The following is a 17,987-nucleotide window of genomic DNA, read 5'->3' as shown; positions in this document are numbered from 1 at the left end:
GCGGTCCTGGCCTCCCCCGTCAGTCCTCGACGAGGGCGACCGACGTGATGCGGTGCAGCGGGAAGCTGCCGAGCTCGTCGTTCGCCGCGTCGACGCCCTGCAAGATCCCGCCGCCGACGCTGACCGGGCGCACCACGTGCTGGCTGCGCACCCCGTGGGTGTCCACGAAACCCAGCCACACGCTGCGGTCGTCGGCCGCGGCGTCGCGCAGCAGCGCCAGCGTCGCCTCCGCGCTCGGGCGCCCGCGCTCCGGGATCACGGCCCGGCCCAGGCGGGCCGACCCCGCGATGTCGTTGGCGCGCAGCTGCGTGACCATCGCCTGCAGCTGCTCGGCGCCGGGCACCGGCGGCCCGTAGGCGGGGCGCTGCCGGGTCTTGCCGCGGGTGCGGCGACCGCTCGCCCGCAGGTCCAGCACGGTGCCGTCGGGTCCTTCCGCGACCGGCGCGAACCCGGCCGCCCGCAGCCCGTCCACCAGATCGGCCAGCGGGAGCGGGCTGATCAGCACGGTCGGCGCGATCCGCCGCAGCTCCAGCTCCTCCGCCGACGGCGTCGCCAGCACCTCGGCCAGCACCACCGGATCGTCGCAGCGCAGGAAGGCCGACGCGGTCCCGGCGCGGAGCTTGCCGTGGCGGCGGGCGACGTCGTCGATCAAGTACGTCAGGCCCTGCGGGATGGGCGTCTTGGACCGGTCCCGGAACAGCGCGTGCAGGTCGTCGGCGGTGTGCCCGGCGTCCAGGGCGCGGCGGACGCTGCCCTCGCTCACCCGGTAGACGGTGGCGCTGCCCGCCGACTCCACGTCGGCGACCAGCTTCATCTCGGTCGCCAGGTCGGGTTCCAGGCGTCCCGGGGCGACGATCGTCAGGTCCGCCTGCACCAGCACGTGGTCCAGCGGCTCCGGCAGCACCTCGCCGAGCCGGTGCGCGGCCTCGGCCGGGCCGTCGAACAGCAGCGCGCGACCGGCGGTGGTCATCGCGTCCAGCGCGACGATCCCCAGCGCGGTGGCCTCCGACAGCGTCCAGCGCACCAGGTCGTCGCGCAGCCGGCCCGCGTGCCGGGGCGCGCGCCAGGCCAGCACGGTGGCCACGTCGTCCGGGCGGGCACCGCAGCCGCCGGGCAGCTCGTCGAGGTAGTCGAGGACGCGGCGGCGGTCCTTCGGCGCCAGCGGGCGGCTGAGCTCGTCCGACAGCGGCCCGATCAACCGGTCCTTCTCGTCGCGGGCCCCGGTCAGCCCCGGCAGCCGGGGCAGGTCCAGCCACGCGGCGGCCAGCGCCGCCCAGCGCTGCTCGACGGGGGAGGCCAGCCAGGTGTCGGAGGAGATCGTCGGCAGCCAGCGCGGCTCGGCGTCCTCGGTGCGGTCCAGCAGACCGGCGGCGACGGCCACCTCCACCAGCAGCGACATGTGCTGCTCGTCGACCTCGACGGTCTTGGCGGTCCGGCGCACGTCGCGGATGCCGACACCGCCCGAGCGCAGCACGTCCGGCGGGTCGGCCTCCCACGCGCGCAGCAGCTCCTCGACGTGCCGCAGCAGCTCCAGCGCGGCGCCGCCCGCGGTCGAGTCCACCCGCTCCCGGTCGGTCTGCGTCAGCTCCGGAGCCGGTTCCTCGGGCTCGACCCGGCCCATCGGGCGGTCGCCGCGCACGGCGAGCGCCAGCTGGCGGGGGAGCTCCACGGTCTCGGTGTCGCGGCGCAGCAGCAGGCCCTTGGCCAGCAGCCGCTGGATCGGGTTGGCCGCCTTCTCCAGCGGGACGTGCGCGGAGGCGTCCTTGGTGCGGCCGATGGGGGAGCCGTCGGCGAGCGCGCCGACCAGCCGCCGCTCCTCCTCGTCCAGGTCCGCCAGCGCGGCCTTCGCCGTCACCTCGGTCAGGTCGTCGGCCGGTCGGCCCAGGCCGCCGGGGAACGTCGGCAGCACCTCGCGCGCCGTGCCCGCGATCTCCAGCGCCTCGTCGTCACCCCACACCAGGGCCAGGTCGCGCAACGCCGTCACGGTCCGCCGGACCCGCTGCACGGTGACGTCGGAGCCCAGCAGCTGCGCCACCGCGTCGAGGGAGGCGGGCTGCTGATCGGCGTCGAGCAGCACCAGCGCCTCCATCGCGCTCAGCGCGAAGGAGTCCAGCTCCTCGCAGGCGCGCGCCACCGATGATCGCTGCGCGACCCGGGAGCCCAGCACGGACAGGTCGGCGGGCGGCGGCGTCGCCAGATCCGGGCGCGCGCGCAGCAGCGCGACGAGCTGCTCGTCGCTGCGGTCCCGGAGCCACATTCCCACTGGAGACATCGCGTCCACGATACCCAGGACTCGTCCCCGACTCCCCGCACTCGCCCGCACCACCCCACCCGCCCACCGGCAGGTTTCACGATTTCAATGGAAGTCAGGGGTCCGAGTTCCATTGAGATCGGACCCCTGACTTCCATTGAAATCCGGTCACCCCGGGTTCTGCGGTGACCCGTCCCTGCGCAGTAGCGGGGGAGGATCGGCGCGAGCTGGGCCACCCTTGGGTGAGTTCGATCGCGTCGATCCGGCAGACTGGGATTACCCGTAGCCGGAATGTGCAGGAGGAATGACGTGGCCGGCAAGACGAAGAAGGACCGCATCGACCCGAGCTGGCCGCAGGGCGACCACGCGGTCAGCGAGCTGGTGGCCGACAAGCAGGGCGCGCTGTCGCCGTTCGGGGACACGACGTTCCCGCTCAACGAGGACGTGGTCCCGTACGAGCACCCGGTCACCGTCATCAACAAGTGACACCCGGCGGCCGGACCGGCTTCGCGCCGGTTCGGCTGTTCCGTCCCCCCGCCGAACGCGCCCTGTCAAGGCTGACCGGTGAGTAGCGGACCGGATCTAGCTCACAGTCGGGAAAGTTTTAGGCTTTTTCGTGCTGGGTGAAGTTCCGGCCGCTTAGCGGGATCGAGGGGCTTGCGTCCCGGGCAGTTGATCTGCTGCGAGGGCGCTGGAGAACGGCACCCACGTCCATAGCCGTTCGCTCGACAGGGGTGTGCCAATGCCGGTTCCAGGTCCTGGGTACTCGATCACCGTTCGCGTCGAGGCGCCGCCGTCGACGACCGCCGCCGGTGACCTGACCAGCGCGATCGGTCGAGCGGGCGGGGTGATCACGGCGTTCGACGTCGTCGAGTCGCACGCCGACCGCATCGTCGTCGACATCACCTGCAACGCGCAGTCCGCCGACCACGCGGGCGAGGTCACCGAGATCCTCGAGGCGCTGCCCGGCGTGCGCGTCCGCAAGGTCTCCGACCGGACCTTCCTGGTCCACCTCGGCGGCAAGATCGAGGTCAACTCCCGCGTCGCCCTCGCCAACCGGGACGACCTCTCCCGCGCCTACACGCCCGGCGTCGCCCGCGTGTGCACCGCGATCGCCGAGAACCCCGACGACGCCCGGCGCCTGACCATCAAGCGCAACGCGGTCGCCGTGGTCACCGACGGCTCGGCCGTGCTCGGCCTGGGCAACATCGGCCCGGAGGCCTCGATGCCGGTCATGGAGGGCAAGGCGGCGCTGTTCAAGAAGTTCGCCGGCGTCAACGCCTGGCCGGTGTGCCTGGACACCCAGGACACCGAGGAGATCATCCGCGCCGTCGAGCTGATCGCCCCCGTCTACGGCGGCATCAACCTGGAGGACATCGCCGCGCCGCGCTGCTTCGAGATCGAGGCCCGGCTGCGCGAGAAGCTCAACATCCCCGTCTTCCACGACGACCAGCACGGCACCGCCATCGTCGTGCTCGGCGCCCTGCGCAACGCGCTGCGCGTGGTGGAGAAGGACATCTCCGACTGCCGCATCGTGGTCTGCGGCGTCGGCGCCGCGGGCTCGGCGATCATCCGCCTGCTGCAGAAGAAGAAGCCCGCCGACATCATCGCCGTCGACATCAACGGCATCGTGCACACCGGGCGCGGCGACACCGACGAGAACCTGCAGAACATCGCCGCCACCACCAACACCGAGGGCCGCACCGGCACGCTGTCCGACGCGGTGCGCGAGGCGGACGTGTTCATCGGCGTCTCGGCGCCGAACCTGCTCTCCGCCGACGACGTGGCCACGATGAACTCGGACGCGATCGTGTTCGCGCTGGCCAACCCGGACCCGGAGATCGACCCGCTGGAGGCCCAGCAGCACGCCACCATCGTGGCCACCGGGCGCAGCGACTACCCGAACCAGATCAACAACGTGCTGGCGTTCCCCGGCGTCTTCCGGGGGCTGCTCGACGCGCACGCCCACGAGATCACCGACGACATGATGCTCGCGGCCTCCAACGCCATCGCCGACGTGGTCGACGGCGAGCGCCTCAACGCCTCCTTCATCGTCCCGAGCGTCTTCGACAGCGCGGTCGCCCCCGCGGTCGCGGACGCCGTCAAGAAGGCGGCCCTCGCCGCCAAACCAGCCGAAACCACCTCCCGAGGAGGCTCCTCCCTCCCCTGGAGCATGGCCGAAGACCTCGACTTCTGACCCCTCCCACCACCGCGTCGAAGACCCCGGCATCCATCGCGTCGAGAACCCCGGTTCTCGCGCGACGAACGCCGGGGTCTTCGACGTCGCCTGCACTCGGTCGGGGGATGCGGGTCCTCTAGGCTCGGGGGCATGGCGCAGGAGGAGCTCACGCACGTGGACGCGGCCGGGGCCGCGCGCATGGTCGACGTGTCCGAGAAGGACGCCACCGCCCGCAGGGCCGTGGCCAGCGGGGTCGTGCGCACGACCGCCGAGGTGATCGCGCTGCTGCGCCGCGACGGGCTGCCCAAGGGCGACGCCATCGCCACCGCGCGGCTCGCCGGGATCATGGGCGCCAAGCGCACCCCCGACCTCATCCCGCTGTGCCACCCCATCGCGATCTCCGGCGCCAAGGTCGAGCTCGAACTCGGCGACACAGACGTCCGGATCACCGCCGCGGTCAAGACGACCGATCGCACCGGCGTCGAGATGGAGGCGCTGACCGCGGTCGCCGTCGCCGGGCTCGCTCTGCACGACATGATCAAGGCCGTCGACCCCGGCGCGGTCCTCGACCAGGTCCAGGTCGAGCGCAAGGAGGGCGGCAAGACCGGTCTCTGGGAGCGCGAAGCGGACTAGGAAGTGGTTCGGGGTTGATGTGCGTGGCGGTGCCAGCAGCAGGACCTGCGGCGGTGCGGGCTGAGTCCCACACCTGAAACAGCGGCTCCGCCGCCATTCGCAGCAGGGACTAATCAGTCACTGGTCGTCGTTGCACCAGGACCGGGAAAACCACGGGAGGTCTCCATGACGAGGACCGCGCGAGTCGTCGCCGCGTCCAACCGCGCCGCAGCCGGGATCTACGAGGACCGCACCGGTCCCGTGATCGTCAAGTGGCTGCGCGACCGGGGCTACGACACTCCCGACCCGTTCGTGGTCCCCGACGGCGATCCGGTCGGCGACCAGCTGCGCACCGCCGTGAACGGCGGCGTCGACGTCGTCATCACCACCGGCGGCACCGGCATCAACCCCACCGACCGCACCCCCGAGGTCACCGCCGGAGTCCTCGACCACCAGATCCCCGGGCTCGCCGACGCCATCCGCGCCGCCGGACTGCCCGAGGTCCCCACCGCCGTGCTCTCCCGCGGCCTCGCCGGTGTCAGCGGCCGCACCCTGATCGTGAACCTCCCCGGCTCCACCGGCGGCGTCAAGGACGGCCTCGGCGTGCTCGGAGGCGTCCTCGACCACGCCGTCGACCAGCTCCACGGCGGCGACCACCCCGGCTCCGGCACCGCGCCCACCCGCCCCGGGACCGCCCGCACCGCGGCCGACGTCCTCCGGGCCGACGTCGTCGACGAGGCCATCGACGTCGAGGCCCTCGCCCGGCTCGTCGAGCACAACGCCGCCGGGGCCGTCGTGACCTTCAACGGGGTTGTCCGCGACCACGACGGCGGACGCGGCGTCCTCGAACTCGAGTACACCGGGCACCCCATCGCCCAGGACGTCATCCAGGAAGTCGCTGCCGACATCGCCGGGCGGTTCGAGGGCGTTCGGGCCATCGCCACGTCGCACCGGATCGGGATGCTCAAGATCGGGGATGTGGCGCTGGGGTGCGCCGTCGCCGCCGAGCACCGGAAGCAGGCCTTCAACGCCTGCTCCGAGCTCGTCGACGAGGTGAAGCGGCGGCTCCCCATCTGGAAGCGGCAGGTCTTCGACGACAACTCCGAGGAATGGGTCAACTGCCCCTAGGGGTTTCCGTTGCCGTCCTTGCCTCGTCGTTGCTGGTAATTCGACTTCGTCTGCACGAGAAGAACCCCTCCACCGCGTTGGGGGCGTTGCGGTGGAGGGGTTCTCCTGGCGAAGCACGTGCTGTGTCGGGGGAGACGGCGCGTGCTTCTCTTGCCGGTCGGCGTTGGGGGATGCCTGACCGCGCAGTCTTACTTCACGTCGAGCTGCTGACCCGGGAAGATGAGGTTCGGGTCGCTGATGACGCTGGAGTTCTTGGCGGCGATGTCCTGGTAGTTCACGCCGAACTGCTGCGCGATCTTGCCCAGGGTGTCGCCCACCTTCACGGTGTAGTCCGCGCCGTCCGCCTTGACCGTCGACTTGGTCGTCGTCGTGGTGGTCTTCTTCTTCGGCGTGGACTCGGTCTTGGTGCTCGACTTGGTCGAGCCGCTGGTCCAGTTCAGCTTCGCGCTGCAGCCCGGCCACGCGTTCTTGCCCTGGGAGGCCAGGACCTTCTCCGCGACCTCGATCTGCTGCTCGCGGGTGGCGTTGTGGGCGCTGCTGGCGTACTGGCTGCCGCCGTAAGCGGCCCAGGTCGACGGGGTGAACTGGAGGCCGCCGTAGAAGCCGTTGCCGGTGTTGGCGCTCCAGTTACCGCTGCTCTCGCACTGCGCGAGGGTGTCCCAGTCCGCTGCGTTGGCGGGTGCGGCGATCGCGATCGGGGTGGCGACCACAGCGCCGGCAACGGCGATCCGGGCGAAGTTGCGCTTGGTACTCGAAGGCTTGCGGTGCTTGCCCATGTCCCTCTCTCCAGCCGCGCCTCGGGTCGAACCCTCGTCTGGCTCCTTCGGGTGGAGCCGGGTCCGTGCCCGCCGGTCTCGGGGGAGCCGGCGGCATCTCGGAGCTTTCGGGGAGCCCTGAGATGTCCCTCGTTCCTGTCCGGTTCGTTTTCGTTTTCGGGGTGAGGGCCCGCTGGACAGGCTCGGCGCCACGGGCTCTCGGGTTCCTTGCTGATCGGTTCGGGGCCGACCGAGGAGCGACACTACGTAACCAATCCGAAGATCGGAAATCTTCTACCATGTGACGCTGGTCACAGTAACACCGGCCGAAGGGGTGGCGATCCCGATCATTTTGCCTGATCAGAGCGTCGTTATCGGACCGTTTCCGGGCTGATATCGATCACCGTAAGTGAGGCTTGGGTCACCTCGATGCTCCCACTGGGGAACCCCCGTCACGCCGTCACCAACCGTCGAGCGCGCGTGGGCCACCCCGGGTCGTGGGGGACACGGGTGGCAGAGCGCCAACGCGATGTGTGTTCACATTCTGACGGACCGTGATTGGTCTAGTCGCTGGATCGGGTGGCGTTCAAGCGGTCGGGCGGGGGCTCCGGAGAGCGCCCCGCGGACCAAGATCGAATGAGGGAAGAATCAACCAGAAAGTCACCCGGACGAGGCTGTACGACACGCCAGGGCATGTTGTATTCGCGCGCACCCGCACGCGCGCAGAAGAAACAGTGCGCGGGGGTTTCAGCCGCCCGCGAACGGCGGCAGGACGTCCAGCGTGGCGTCAGCGGGAATCAGCGTGCCGCGGTCCCGCACGGCCACGCCGTCCAGCAGGAAGCTGCACGCCGGCATCACCTTGGCGAGCTTCTCGTCGTGCTGGTTCAGCGCCGCCGCGATGGCGTCGGAGACGGTCGGCGCCGCGCCCGCCGGGCGGGCCAGCAGCACCGTCTCCTCGGGGACGCCGGCCGCCGCGCGAGCGCCGGCGAAATAGCGGACCTGCACCGAGACGGCGCCCTCCGCCGGACCGGTGCTCTGCTCCGACACCGCGGTCATCTCCGCTAACCCCCGATTGCGCTCATCGGCCTGGATGGTTGGGCGAACTCGCCGGAGTCCATCCCGTGCCCGGCGGCCTTGGCCCACATCTCGCCCTGCCACAGCCGGATCAGCTCGGCGTCGGTGGCCCCTTCGCGCATGGGTCCGCGCAGGTCCGTCTCCGTCGTCGAGAACAGGCACGAGCGTAGCTGCCCGTCGGCGGTCAACCGCGTGCGGTCGCACGCCGCGCAGAACGGCCTCGTCACCGAGGCGATCACGCCCACCGTGGCCGGGCCGCCGTCGACCAGCCAGCGCTCGGCCGGGGCCGACCCGCGCTCGGCGACGTCCGGGGTGAGCGTGAAGTCCCTGCTCAGCATCTCCAGGATCTCGTCGGCGGTGATCATCGCGCCGCGGTCCCACTCGTGCTGGGCGTCCAGCGGCATCTGCTCGATGAACCGCAGCTGGTACCCGCGCTCGATGCAGTAGCGCAGCAGGTCCGGGGCCTCGTGCTCGTTGACGCCGCGCATCAGCACCGCGTTGACCTTGACCGGTTCGAGCTTCATCGTCTTGGCCGCCGCGAGCCCGTCGAGCACGTCCTGCATCCGGTCGCGCCTGGTCAGCTCCTTGAACACCGCTCGGTCCAGGGTGTCCAGCGAGACGTTGACCCGGTTCAGCCCGGCCGTCACCAGCTTCTCGGCGAACCCGCCGAGGTTGATGCCGTTGGTGGTCAGCGAGGTCGTGGGCCTGCTCGGCAGCGACGAGGTCGCCGCGATGACGTCGACCAGGTCCTGGCGCAGCAGCGGCTCACCACCGGTGAAGCGCACCGTGGTCACGCCCAGCTCCTCGACCGCGATCCGGATCAGCCGGATCATCTCGTCGGTGTCGAGCATCTCGTCGCGCTTGAGCCACGGCAGACCCTCGGCGGGCATGCAGTAGGTGCAGCGCAGGTTGCACTTGTCGATCAGGGAGACGCGCAGATCCGTCGCCACCCGGCCGAAGCGGTCCACCAGTTCCGGAGTGTCCGGCCGTTCGGAGGAGTCGGTCGAGCGGCGCACGAGCGGGATTCCCAAGTCCACCGCGTTCACAACTCGACCCTATCTCCTCGCACCGACGATTTTCGATCGCGCGCGAGGATTCGAGCCCGCCAAGAGCGCTGGTCAACAGGGGTGCGGCGGAGGTTAACGATCCGAGTTCGCGGGTCGAGAGGGCCTAGTTTCGCCGCACCTGCGGAAGTATCGTCGTGCGCGTGCCGCACTATCGGATCGCAGAATCAGCCTCGCTGCTCGGCGTCAGCGACGACACCGTTCGCCGCTGGGTCGACGGCGGGCAGTTGCCCGCGGAGCGCGACTCGGCCGGACGGCTGGTCGTCGACGGAGCCGCGCTCGCCGAGTTCACCCGCGACCAGGCCCGGTCCGCGCCGGACCCGTCGGCCGTCGGGCGTTCGGCGCGCAACCGCTGGGTGGGGCTGGTGACCGAGATCGTCTCGGACAAGGTGATGTCGCAGGTGGAGATCCAGTGCGGTCCGCACCGGGTGGTGTCGCTGATGAGCACCGAGGCGGTCCGCGAACTCGGGCTGGTGCCCGGGTCGCTCGCGGTGGCCGTGGTCAAGTCGACCAACGTCGTGGTGGAGACACCGGGAGAGGGCTGAATGTCGAAGCTCAAGATGATCGCGGGCGGGATGCTCGCGCTGACCCTGCTGGCGGGTTGCGGGCAGGCCCAGCCCGGCCAGGAGGTGCAGCCAGGCCAGGCGCCCGCGGAGCGGAAGACGGTCACCGTGCTGGCCGCGGCGTCGCTGACCGAGTCCTTCGACGAGTTGGGGAAGCGGTTCACCGCCGACCACCCGGACGTCGAGGTGCGGTTCGACTACCAGGGCTCCTCGACGCTCGCGGAGCAGATCAAGCAGGGCCGCCCGGGCGACGTGTTCGCCTCCGCCGACGACAAGAACATGGCCAAGGTCGCCGATCTCGTCTCGCCGCCGCAGACCTTCGCCACCAACCGGCTGACCCTGGTCGTGCCTCCCGGCAACCCCGGCCACGTGACCTCGCTGCACGACCTCGGCGGCAAGAAGCTGGTCGTCTGCGCACCTCAGGTGCCGTGCGGCGCGGCGACGCAGAAGGTCGCCCAGGTCGCCGGGGTCGGGTTGCAGCCGGTCAGCGAGGAGAACGACGTCAAGCAGGTGCTGCAGAAGGTCGTCGCGGGCGAGGCCGATGCCGGTCTGGTCTACGTCACCGACGCCGAGGCGGCGGGGGAGCAGGTGCAGGTGATCGACTTCCCGGAGTCGCCGCAGGTCGTCAACAGCTACCCGATCGCCACCGTCAAGGACTCGCAGCAGGCGCAGGCCGCCGACGAGTTCGTGTCGTTCGTGCGCGGCCCGGTCGGCCACGAGGTCCTCGGCGCGCACGGCTTCGACGTTCCGTGATCAGGCGTCATCCGCCGCAGGTGCCCGCCGTGCTGTGGGTGCCTGCGGCGCTCGCGCTGGCGCTGGTGGCGCTGCCGGTGTTCGGCCTGCTCACCCGGGTCGAACCGGCCCGGTTGCCCGCGCTGCTGCTGAGCCCTTCCGCGCTGGACGCGCTGCGGTTGTCGGTGGTCACGGGCCTGATCGCGACCGCGCTGGCCGCTTTGCTCGGGGTGCCGCTGGCGGTCGTGCTGGCCCGCTCCCGGATGCGCGGGCTGCGCGTGGTGCGGGCGCTGGTGCTGCTGCCGCTGGTGCTGCCGCCGGTCGTCGGCGGTCTCGCGCTGCTCTACCTGCTGGGCCGGACCGGGCCGCTCGGCGGCGTGCTGGCGGTGGTCGGGATCCGGTTGCCCTACACCACCGCGGCGGTCGTGCTGTCGCAGACGTTCGTCGCGATGCCGTTCCTGGTGGTGGGGCTGGAAGGGGCGTTGCGCACCGCGGGCGGCCGCTACGAGCAGGTCGCGGCGACGCTGGGCGCGGGCCCGTGGCTGGCGTTCCGACGGGTCACGCTGCCGCTGCTGCTGCCCGCGCTCGGGTCGAGCCTGGTGCTGACGTTCGCCCGCGCGCTGGGCGAGTTCGGCGCGACGATCACCTTCGCGGGCAGCTTGCAGGGCAGCACCCGGACCCTGCCGCTGGCCATCTACACCACCGCCCAGTCCGATGTGGACGCTGCGGTGGCGATGTCGTTGTTGCTGGTGGTCGTGGCCCTGCTGGTGATCGTGATCGCCCGCCCGAGAGCTGTGGAGGGACGGTTGTGAGCGGCCTGAGGGTGGACGTCGAGCTGCACCGCGCGGAGTTCTCGCTGCGCGCCGACTTCGAGGTGGCCTCCGGCGAGGTGCTGGCGGTGCTCGGGCACAACGGCGCCGGGAAGTCGACGCTGCTGTCGGTGCTGGCCGGACAGCTGGTGCCGGATCGGGGCGTCGTCGAGCTGGACGGGGCGCCGTGGCTGGACACCGAGCGCCGCGTCCACGTCGCCACCCACCGGCGCGGTGTGGGGTTGCTGGCGCAGCAACCGTTGCTGTTCCCGAACCTCACCGCGCGCGACAACGTCGCCTTCGGGCCCCGCGCGGCGGGCGCGAGCAAGGCGCGGGCGAGGGAGATCGCCGAGCACTGGCTGGTCGAGACCGGTGTCGTCGAGCTGGCCGGACGCCGTCCCGCGCGGCTCTCCGGCGGTCAGGCGCAGCGGGTCGCGCTGGCTCGCGCGCTGGCCGGTGACCCCCGGCTGCTCATGCTCGACGAGCCGCTGGCGGCGCTGGACGTCGACGCGGCCCCGGCGATGCGCGGCCTGCTGCACCAGGTGCTGCGCCGCCAGGACATGCCGACTGTGCTGGTCACCCACGACGTGCTCGACGCCGTGGTGCTGGCCGACCGGCTGCTGGTGCTGCGCGACGGGCGGATCGTCGAGCAGGGCCGGACCAGCGAGGTCCTGTCCCGGCCGCGCGAGGCCTTCACCGCACGCCTGGCCGGGCTCAACCTGCTCGCGGGTACCGCGGTCGACGGGGGAGTGCGGATCGGCGACGAGATCATCAGCGGCCGGGTCGTGGAGGAGCTCGACGTCCGGGAACCGGCCGCGGCGGTGTTCGCCCCGGCAGCGGTGGCCGTGCACCGGGAGCGCCCGCACGGCAGCCCGCGCAACGCGCTGCCGGTCACCGTCGCGGCCCTGGAACCGCGCGGCGACGTCGTCCGGGTGCGCGCTGAGAGCGGTCCCGCCGCCGACGTCACCCCGGCGGCCGTCGCCGAGCTCGGACTTTCCGCAGGTGAGGACGTGTGGTTCGTGATCAAGGCTACCGAGGTGGCCATACACCCCGTTCCCGGAGGATCATCATGGGCGTGACTGAGCCATCCACCTGGACGTACCTGATGGACATGGACGGCGTGCTGGTCCACGAGGAGCACATGGTGCCCGGCGCGGACGAGTTCGTGGCCGCTCTTCGGGAGAACGGCATCCCGTTCATGGTCTTCACCAACAACTCGATCTACACCCCACGGGACCTGCGTGCCCGGCTACTGCGCAGCGGGCTGGACATCCCGGAGGAGGCGATCTGGACGTCCGCGCTGGCCACGGCGCAGTTCCTGGAGCAGCAGCGCCCCGGCGGTTCGGCGTTCGTCGTCGGCGAATCCGGGCTGACCACCGCGCTGCACAACATCGGTTACGTGCTCACCGACCGGGATCCCGACTACGTGATCCTCGGCGAGACGCGCACCTACAGCTTCGAGGCCATCACCAAGGCCATCCGGCTGGTGGAGAACGGTGCCCGGTTCATCGCCACCAACCCGGACGAGAAGGGTCCGAGTCGCGAGGGGACGTTGCCGGCCACCGGTGCCGTCGCCGCGCTGATCGAGCGGGTCACCGGCCGCGCCCCGTACTACGTGGGCAAGCCGAACCCGCTGATGATGCGCTCCGCGCTGCGCCACCTGGGCGTGCACTCGGAGAACACGCTGATGATCGGCGACCGGATGGACACCGACGTCCGCTCCGGCCTGGAGTCGGGGCTGCAGACGATCCTGGTCCTGTCCGGCATCTCCGATCAGGACACGGCGGAGCTGTTCCCGTACCGCCCGACGAAGGTCGTCCGCTCCATCGCCGACCTCCGAGACCACGTCACGGACCCCTTCCAAGCCTGACCCCGCTCGTGGTGGCGAAGTTTTCATGAAAACTTTTTTTTATTTAAAACTGCGCCACCCCACGACACCCGGAGAACGGACAGTTTTCATGAAAACTGTCACCTCTCCACGAGACCAGGGGACGGACAGTTCTCATGAAAACTGTCCCGTCTAAGCACCCCAACAGGCGTTACGAGGGGTTTGGGTCGTGTTCGGGGGTGGTGCAGTTTTCATGAAAACTGCACCACCCCGGGAGGTCAGAGGTGGGGACAGTTTTCATGAAAACTGTCATTCCTCTGAGGTGCGGAGCTTGTCGAGTTCTGCTGCGTCTTCGGCGCCGAAGCGGTCTTCGAGGGCTTCGGGTTCGGCGTCGACGTCGATCTGGGCCAGCGGCATGCCGCGGGCGCTGGAGATCGCGCCGAGGCGGCGGGTCGCGCGGTCCGACGCGTAGGCGGTGAGCTCCTCCTTGTCGAGCTGGAAGGGCAGCTCCTCCGGGGCGTCGGCGGGCTGCCACTGGACCTGGGCGATGGCGTGCGGCAGCAGCGTCGCCATCTGGTCCTCGACGACCGCCCAGTTGCGCTCGTCGGCGGCCACGTGCCTGCGGCAGGTGAAGGTGCCCCAGGCCATGTGCCTGCGCTCGTCGTCGCCGATGAGCTTGATGACCTGCTGCATCCCCGGCAGGATGCCGCGGCTGACGCAGATCTTGTGCCAGGCGAAGTAGCCGGTGAGCGCCAGCGTCCCCTCGACCACGTGGTTGTAGGTGACCGAGGCTCGGACCTGGTTCTCCGGGCTGGGATCGGTGTGCAGCGCCTGCAGCGTCTCCGGCAGCGCCTTGTAGAAGATCTCCCGGTAGCCGGGGTTCTCGGCGACGAACTCGTGCAGGTCGTCGGTGAGGCCGACCGCGTCCATCCACAGCCGGAACACCTGGGTGTGCTTGGCCTCTTCGAAGCAGAACTGGGTGAGGTACATCTCGTCGCCGAAGCGGCCCTCGGCGGCCATCGCCGCCATGAACGGCTGGAGGTCCTCGGTGACGGCTTCCTCGCCGGCGATGAACTGGGCGCACAGCCCGGCCACGCCGCGCTTCTCGTCGTCGGTGAGTTGCTGCCAGTCCTGGGCGTCCTGGGTGAAGTCGATGTCGGCCGGGTTCCAGAAGCGGGCATTGCCCTTGGAGAACAGCCGCAGCGGCAGCGATTCCCAGTTCAGGCCGCGTGCTTGCAGGGAGTGGAAGCTCTCGCGCTGGGCGGGGTGCGTGCTCGTCATTGAACGACTCCGGCTCGCCGTGGTGTGAGGTGCGCTACTCCAGCTAGTTTCGGTACCGGACAGTTTCGCGTCAAGTTCGCCGCGCGCGGATCCGTAGGCTGGCCGCGATGGACGAGCGCAACGCACTCACGGTCGGATTCGACCTGGACATGACCCTCATCGATCCGCGGCCCGGCATGGTCCGCGCCTTCGAGGCCCTCAACGAGGAGTTCGGCACCGAGCTGGACGGGCAGCACTTCGCGTCGAACCTCGGGCCGCCCCTGGAGGACGTGCTGCGCGGCTACGGCTTCGACGAGCCGATGGTCGCGCGGCTCGTCACCCACTTCCGCGCGATCTACCCGACCGTCGTCATCGGCGAGACGATCGCCCTGCCGGGCGCCGCCGAGGCCCTGGAAGCCGTGCGCGCCGCGGGCGGGCGGACGCTGGTGGTCACCGGCAAGTACGAGCCAAACGCCGCGCTGCACCTAAAGGCGATGGGCTGGAACGTCGACCGGCTCGCCGGCGGCGTGTTCGGCGCGGGCAAGGGCGACGTGCTGCTGGCCGAGGGCGCGACCATCTACGTCGGCGACCACTTCGGCGACATCGTCGGCGGGCACGCGGCCGGAGCCACCGCGGTCGCCGTGGCCACCGGCCCCTACTCGACCGCCGAGCTCAGCGACGCCGGAGCCGACGTGGCGCTCAACGACCTCACCGAGTTCCCGGCCTGGCTGGCGGCCCGCGTCTAGTTCCGGCGGGCGCGCACCACGGTCGCGATCACGCCGAAGATCAGGCCCGCCGGGCACAGCAGGGTCGCGAGGCTGACCCACGCCGGGAGGTCTTGATGACCGGTGGCGAAGAGCGCGAAGATCACGATGATGGCGAGCAGGCCGACGCCGAACATCGCCATCGCGACCGGAAGCACTGCGGATCTGGGTGAGTTGCTCGCCATGTGAGCAGCGTATTCACAGCAGCACCAACGGCTGCAACCGGTCTGGGTCGATAAGGATGGGTGACGTGGTCCACCTTCGCGGTACGCTTGGTGGGACGCGTCCCGGCGCGCGCACCTGCGTGGCGTTAACGGGGCGCTTTCGTCGTGACGGGGCGTTTGCCGCGTTGCGGTGGGAACAACGGCAGGGATCGTGGCCCGCGAGCGGGTCAGCGCGCATTCGACAGGGAACGGTGAGGACAGTGCCGACCGGCAGGGTCAAGTGGTTCGACTCGGACAAGGGCTTCGGCTTCCTGACCCAGGATGGCGGGGAGGACGTGTACGTGCGTTCCTCCGCGTTGCCATCTGGTGTGGATGCGCTCAAGACCGGCCAGCGCGTCGACTTCGACATGGCGCAGGGTCGACGCGGCCCGCAGGCGTTGAAGGTGAAGTTACTGGACCCGCTGCCCTCGGTCACGGAGGCGCGCCGCCGTCCCGCCGACGAGCTGCACGGCATGGTCGAGGACATGATCAAGCTCCTGGAGCTGAAGGTCCAGCCCGACCTGGCCCGAGGCCGCTACCCCGACCGCAAGACCTCCAAGCGCATCGGCGAAGTGGTCCGCGCCGTGGCGCGCGAACTCGACCCGGGTGGCAACTGACCGGTTTCAGGAAGACTCCGCGGTCTTCTTGCTTGGCGGTGCGGGTAGCGGAACCTGACACGCCTTCTGGCTCCGGGATCCGAGACTGATGTATGTCAGTCAATACACGGCGCTACGGCTGTCCTCCCCAGAAGACGTGTCAGAACCCGCGGCGGTGCAAGTGCCTCAGGTGGGGTACTGAGAAAGCGCTTCCGGCGCTTGCCTGACGCGCGCGGCCTCACTGCTTGACGTCGAGGACCCAGCTGCCGCCGATGCCGAAGTCGACTCCGCCGTCGGCGCCTTGGGTGAGCACCGCCGAGAACTGCTGGACCTCGACGTGCTCGATGCGGGCGCCGTCCGGCGGCAGCTGCAGCGTGTACGAGTGGCGCGAGTTCGGCGTGAACACCGGGCTGCGGCCGTCCAGCTGCTTGCCGTCGAGACCCTGGTAGAGGAACACCACCTGCCACGGCGCGTTGGCGACCTCGGCGGGCACCGAGATCTGCAGCGGGTCGCGATCGACCATCCGCAGCTCACCCACCGCCTCCTGGTTCGGGGGAGAGCACTGGTCACCGGTCGGGTCGCAGTACTGGGCGGCGTCGACGGCCACCGAGTCCCCGTGCGAGTAGAAGGTCACCTGCGGTTGGCTGGGGGAGGAGCAGCCGGCGGCGAGCCCGGCAGCGGCCACCGCCAGCAGCGGCTTCAGTCCACGATGCACGGCCAGAGCCTACGGGCCGGTGGTCGACCGGGCGGTGGCCGGTGCGCTCGCCGAACGCCGCAGCCGCGATGGCAGCGGGATCACCGGGATCAGCGTGCCGCCGCGGCCCCGCACGACCGTCTGCGACAGCACCAGGGCCAGCAGCGCGGCGACCACCAGGAACCCGATCCAGTACACCGGTGGCAGCAGCACGCCGAGCGCGCCGCCGAAGACCCAGCTCAGCTGCAGGATCGTTTCGGAGCGGCCGAACGCAGAGGCCCGCGAGGCCTCCGGCATGTCCCGCTGGATCACCGCGTCCAGGCACACCTTCGCCAGCGCCGAGGCGGTCGCGCCGACCAGGCCGACGACCACCGCCAGCGGTAGCCCGGCCAGGGCGGCGGCGCAGGCCGCCACACCCATCGCCGCTCCGAGGCAGCCGATGATCAGCCGGTCCGGTTTCTCGAACGTCATCCGCGAGCCGAGCGCGTTGCCCAGGAAGCTGCCGACACCGGCCGCGCCGCCGACCAGGCCCAGCAGCACCAGCTGCGTGAACGGGTCGTGCTGGGTGTCGTGCTTGATCACGAACGCGGCGAACAGCGTCAGGAACCCGGTGAGCACGCGGATGCCGCCGTTGCCCCACAGGGCCACCACGACGTGATCGCTCAGCGCCACCTTGCGGGAGCGGCCCCGATCACCGATCAGCGGATCACCGATCGACGTCTGGACCTCGCCCTCGGTGCTCTCCACCCAGCCCGGGATGCGCAGGCAGAGCCACACGCCCCCGGCGGCCATCGCGGCCATGAACCACAGCGCGCCCTCCGACCCCCACAGCCAGGCGAAACCGGAGGCGATCGCGCCGAACGCGCCACCCGCCGCCAGACCGAACGCGGTGAGCCGCGAGTTGGCCTTGGTCAGGGTGATCTGGCCGGGCAGCACCCGTGGCGTCATCGCCGCCTTGAGCACGCCGAAGGACTTCGACAGCACCATGCAACCCAGCGCGGCCGGGTAGAGCAGCCAGCTGTTGAAGTTCAGCGCCATCACCGCGGCCAGCACCACGCGCACCGCGAACGACGCCGCCAGCGCGGCCCTCCGGCCTTGCTGGAGGCGGTCCAGGGCGGGGCCGATCACCGGGGCGATCACCGCGAACGGCGCGACCGTGATCAGCAGGTACAGCGCGACCTTGTCCTTGCTCTCGGCGGTGGCCGCCGAGAAGAACAGCGTGTTGGCCAGCGCGACCGCCATCGCCGCGTCGACCGCGTAGTTGCCCATCCACGCGTAGGTGAACTTGGCCAGCCCGGACCGGTCGGCCCCGTCGGCGTGCGCCAGCGAGAAGAACAGCCGCACCACCCGCTGGGTCAGGTCCTTGCTGCGCCACGCGGCGACCCGGGTGACGGTCAGCTTCTTCGGCGGTGCCGTCCCGTTCTTCGGCGGTGCCGTCCCGTTCTTCGGCGGTGCCGTCCCGTTCTTCGGCGGTG

Annotated in this window: 19 protein-coding genes; 11 read left to right on the top strand and 8 right to left on the bottom strand. The window is 70.6% G+C overall.

All coding sequences use genetic code 11. From position 1 onward, the window contains the following. Positions 1–19: 19 nt before the first annotated feature. Entirely contained in the window at positions 20–2,272 is a 2,253-nt protein-coding gene (locus QFW96_RS18570; RefSeq protein WP_281456959.1) for a helicase-associated domain-containing protein, read from the bottom strand. A gap of 270 nt (positions 2,273–2,542) precedes the next feature. On the opposite strand from QFW96_RS18570, the gene QFW96_RS18565 reads away from it, so the two are divergent. From QFW96_RS18565 to QFW96_RS18550, 4 genes are all read left to right on the top strand, one after another. Then, positions 2,543–2,737 carry a hypothetical protein gene (locus QFW96_RS18565; RefSeq protein ID WP_406692935.1) on the top strand — a complete coding sequence of 65 codons (195 nt, stop codon included), beginning with the start codon at positions 2,543–2,545 and terminating at the stop codon, positions 2,735–2,737. A gap of 256 nt (positions 2,738–2,993) precedes the next feature. Then, positions 2,994–4,448, top strand: coding sequence for an NAD-dependent malic enzyme (locus QFW96_RS18560; protein WP_281456957.1), 1,455 nt, complete (start codon positions 2,994–2,996; stop codon positions 4,446–4,448). 132 nt (positions 4,449–4,580) lie between these two features. Next, entirely contained in the window at positions 4,581–5,063 is a 483-nt protein-coding gene (gene moaC, locus QFW96_RS18555; protein ID WP_281456956.1) for a cyclic pyranopterin monophosphate synthase MoaC, read from the top strand. 165 nt (positions 5,064–5,228) lie between these two features. Beyond that, positions 5,229–6,170 (top strand): molybdenum cofactor biosynthesis protein MoaE, encoded by a 942-nt coding sequence (locus QFW96_RS18550; RefSeq protein WP_281456955.1) that lies wholly within the window; start codon positions 5,229–5,231, stop codon positions 6,168–6,170. Between the two features lie 188 nt (positions 6,171–6,358). Here the strand turns inward: QFW96_RS18550 and QFW96_RS18545 are convergent, their stop codons facing one another. From QFW96_RS18545 to moaA, 3 genes are all read right to left on the bottom strand, one after another. Next, positions 6,359–6,946 (bottom strand): transglycosylase family protein, encoded by a 588-nt coding sequence (locus tag QFW96_RS18545; RefSeq protein WP_281456954.1) that lies wholly within the window; start codon positions 6,944–6,946, stop codon positions 6,359–6,361. Between the two features lie 726 nt (positions 6,947–7,672). Then, complete coding sequence (locus tag QFW96_RS18540) at positions 7,673–7,981, bottom strand: MoaD/ThiS family protein (RefSeq protein WP_281456953.1); 309 nt, start codon at positions 7,979–7,981, stop codon at positions 7,673–7,675. A 5-nt stretch (positions 7,982–7,986) separates the two neighbouring features. Continuing rightward, complete coding sequence (moaA, locus tag QFW96_RS18535) at positions 7,987–9,045, bottom strand: GTP 3',8-cyclase MoaA (RefSeq protein ID WP_281456952.1); 1,059 nt, start codon at positions 9,043–9,045, stop codon at positions 7,987–7,989. A 161-nt stretch (positions 9,046–9,206) separates the two neighbouring features. Between moaA and QFW96_RS18530 the strand changes: the two genes are divergently transcribed. From QFW96_RS18530 to QFW96_RS18510, 5 genes are read left to right on the top strand one after another with little or no spacing between them, the layout of a single operon-like run. Then, positions 9,207–9,608, top strand: coding sequence for a TOBE domain-containing protein (locus tag QFW96_RS18530; RefSeq protein ID WP_281456951.1), 402 nt, complete (start codon positions 9,207–9,209; stop codon positions 9,606–9,608). Continuing rightward, on the top strand, positions 9,609–10,379 hold the full coding sequence (gene modA, locus QFW96_RS18525) for a molybdate ABC transporter substrate-binding protein (protein ID WP_281456950.1): 771 nt from the start codon (positions 9,609–9,611) through the stop codon (positions 10,377–10,379). A 20-nt stretch (positions 10,380–10,399) separates the two neighbouring features. Further along, positions 10,400–11,170, top strand: a complete 771-nt coding sequence (locus QFW96_RS18520; RefSeq protein ID WP_281456949.1) for an ABC transporter permease — start codon at positions 10,400–10,402, stop codon at positions 11,168–11,170. Beyond that, positions 11,167–12,246, top strand: coding sequence for a sulfate/molybdate ABC transporter ATP-binding protein (locus QFW96_RS18515; protein WP_281456948.1), 1,080 nt, complete (start codon positions 11,167–11,169; stop codon positions 12,244–12,246). Before QFW96_RS18520 ends, QFW96_RS18515 begins: the two co-directional genes overlap by 4 nt. Further along, complete coding sequence (locus QFW96_RS18510; protein WP_281456947.1) at positions 12,237–13,037, top strand: HAD-IIA family hydrolase; 801 nt, start codon at positions 12,237–12,239, stop codon at positions 13,035–13,037. Before QFW96_RS18515 ends, QFW96_RS18510 begins: the two co-directional genes overlap by 10 nt. A gap of 267 nt (positions 13,038–13,304) precedes the next feature. Here QFW96_RS18510 and QFW96_RS18505 read toward each other — a convergent pair whose 3' ends face one another. Continuing rightward, positions 13,305–14,276, bottom strand: coding sequence for a R2-like ligand-binding oxidase (locus QFW96_RS18505; RefSeq protein WP_281456946.1), 972 nt, complete (start codon positions 14,274–14,276; stop codon positions 13,305–13,307). 107 nt (positions 14,277–14,383) lie between these two features. Between QFW96_RS18505 and QFW96_RS18500 the strand changes: the two genes are divergently transcribed. Further along, positions 14,384–15,001: an HAD family hydrolase gene (locus tag QFW96_RS18500; RefSeq protein WP_281456945.1), complete on the top strand. Its 618-nt coding sequence runs from the start codon at positions 14,384–14,386 to the stop codon at positions 14,999–15,001. Here QFW96_RS18500 and QFW96_RS18495 read toward each other — a convergent pair. Next, a complete protein-coding gene (locus QFW96_RS18495) occupies positions 14,998–15,204 on the bottom strand; it encodes a hypothetical protein (protein ID WP_281456944.1) in 207 nt (68 codons plus the stop codon). The two genes, QFW96_RS18500 and QFW96_RS18495, sit on opposite strands and share 4 nt — an antisense overlap. Before the next feature lie 239 nt (positions 15,205–15,443). Here QFW96_RS18495 and QFW96_RS18490 point away from each other — a divergent pair, with 239 nt between their 5' ends. After that, positions 15,444–15,839: a cold-shock protein gene (locus QFW96_RS18490; RefSeq protein WP_281456943.1), complete on the top strand. Its 396-nt coding sequence runs from the start codon at positions 15,444–15,446 to the stop codon at positions 15,837–15,839. A gap of 217 nt (positions 15,840–16,056) precedes the next feature. Here the strand turns inward: QFW96_RS18490 and QFW96_RS18485 are convergent, their stop codons facing one another. Both QFW96_RS18485 and QFW96_RS18480 read right to left on the bottom strand, forming a co-directional pair. Continuing rightward, positions 16,057–16,533, bottom strand: coding sequence for a DUF2771 family protein (locus QFW96_RS18485; protein WP_281456942.1), 477 nt, complete (start codon positions 16,531–16,533; stop codon positions 16,057–16,059). Positions 16,534–16,542: 9 nt separating this feature from the next. Continuing rightward, the coding region (locus tag QFW96_RS18480; protein WP_281456941.1) for an MFS transporter at positions 16,543–17,987 on the bottom strand (1,445 nt) is incomplete at its 5' end.

Source organism: Saccharopolyspora ipomoeae, from assembly GCF_029952525.1.
Taxonomy (GTDB): domain Bacteria; phylum Actinomycetota; class Actinomycetes; order Mycobacteriales; family Pseudonocardiaceae; genus Saccharopolyspora; species Saccharopolyspora ipomoeae.
Note: the sequence above shows the minus strand (reverse complement) of the source record. Positions and strands in the feature narration are given on the sequence as shown.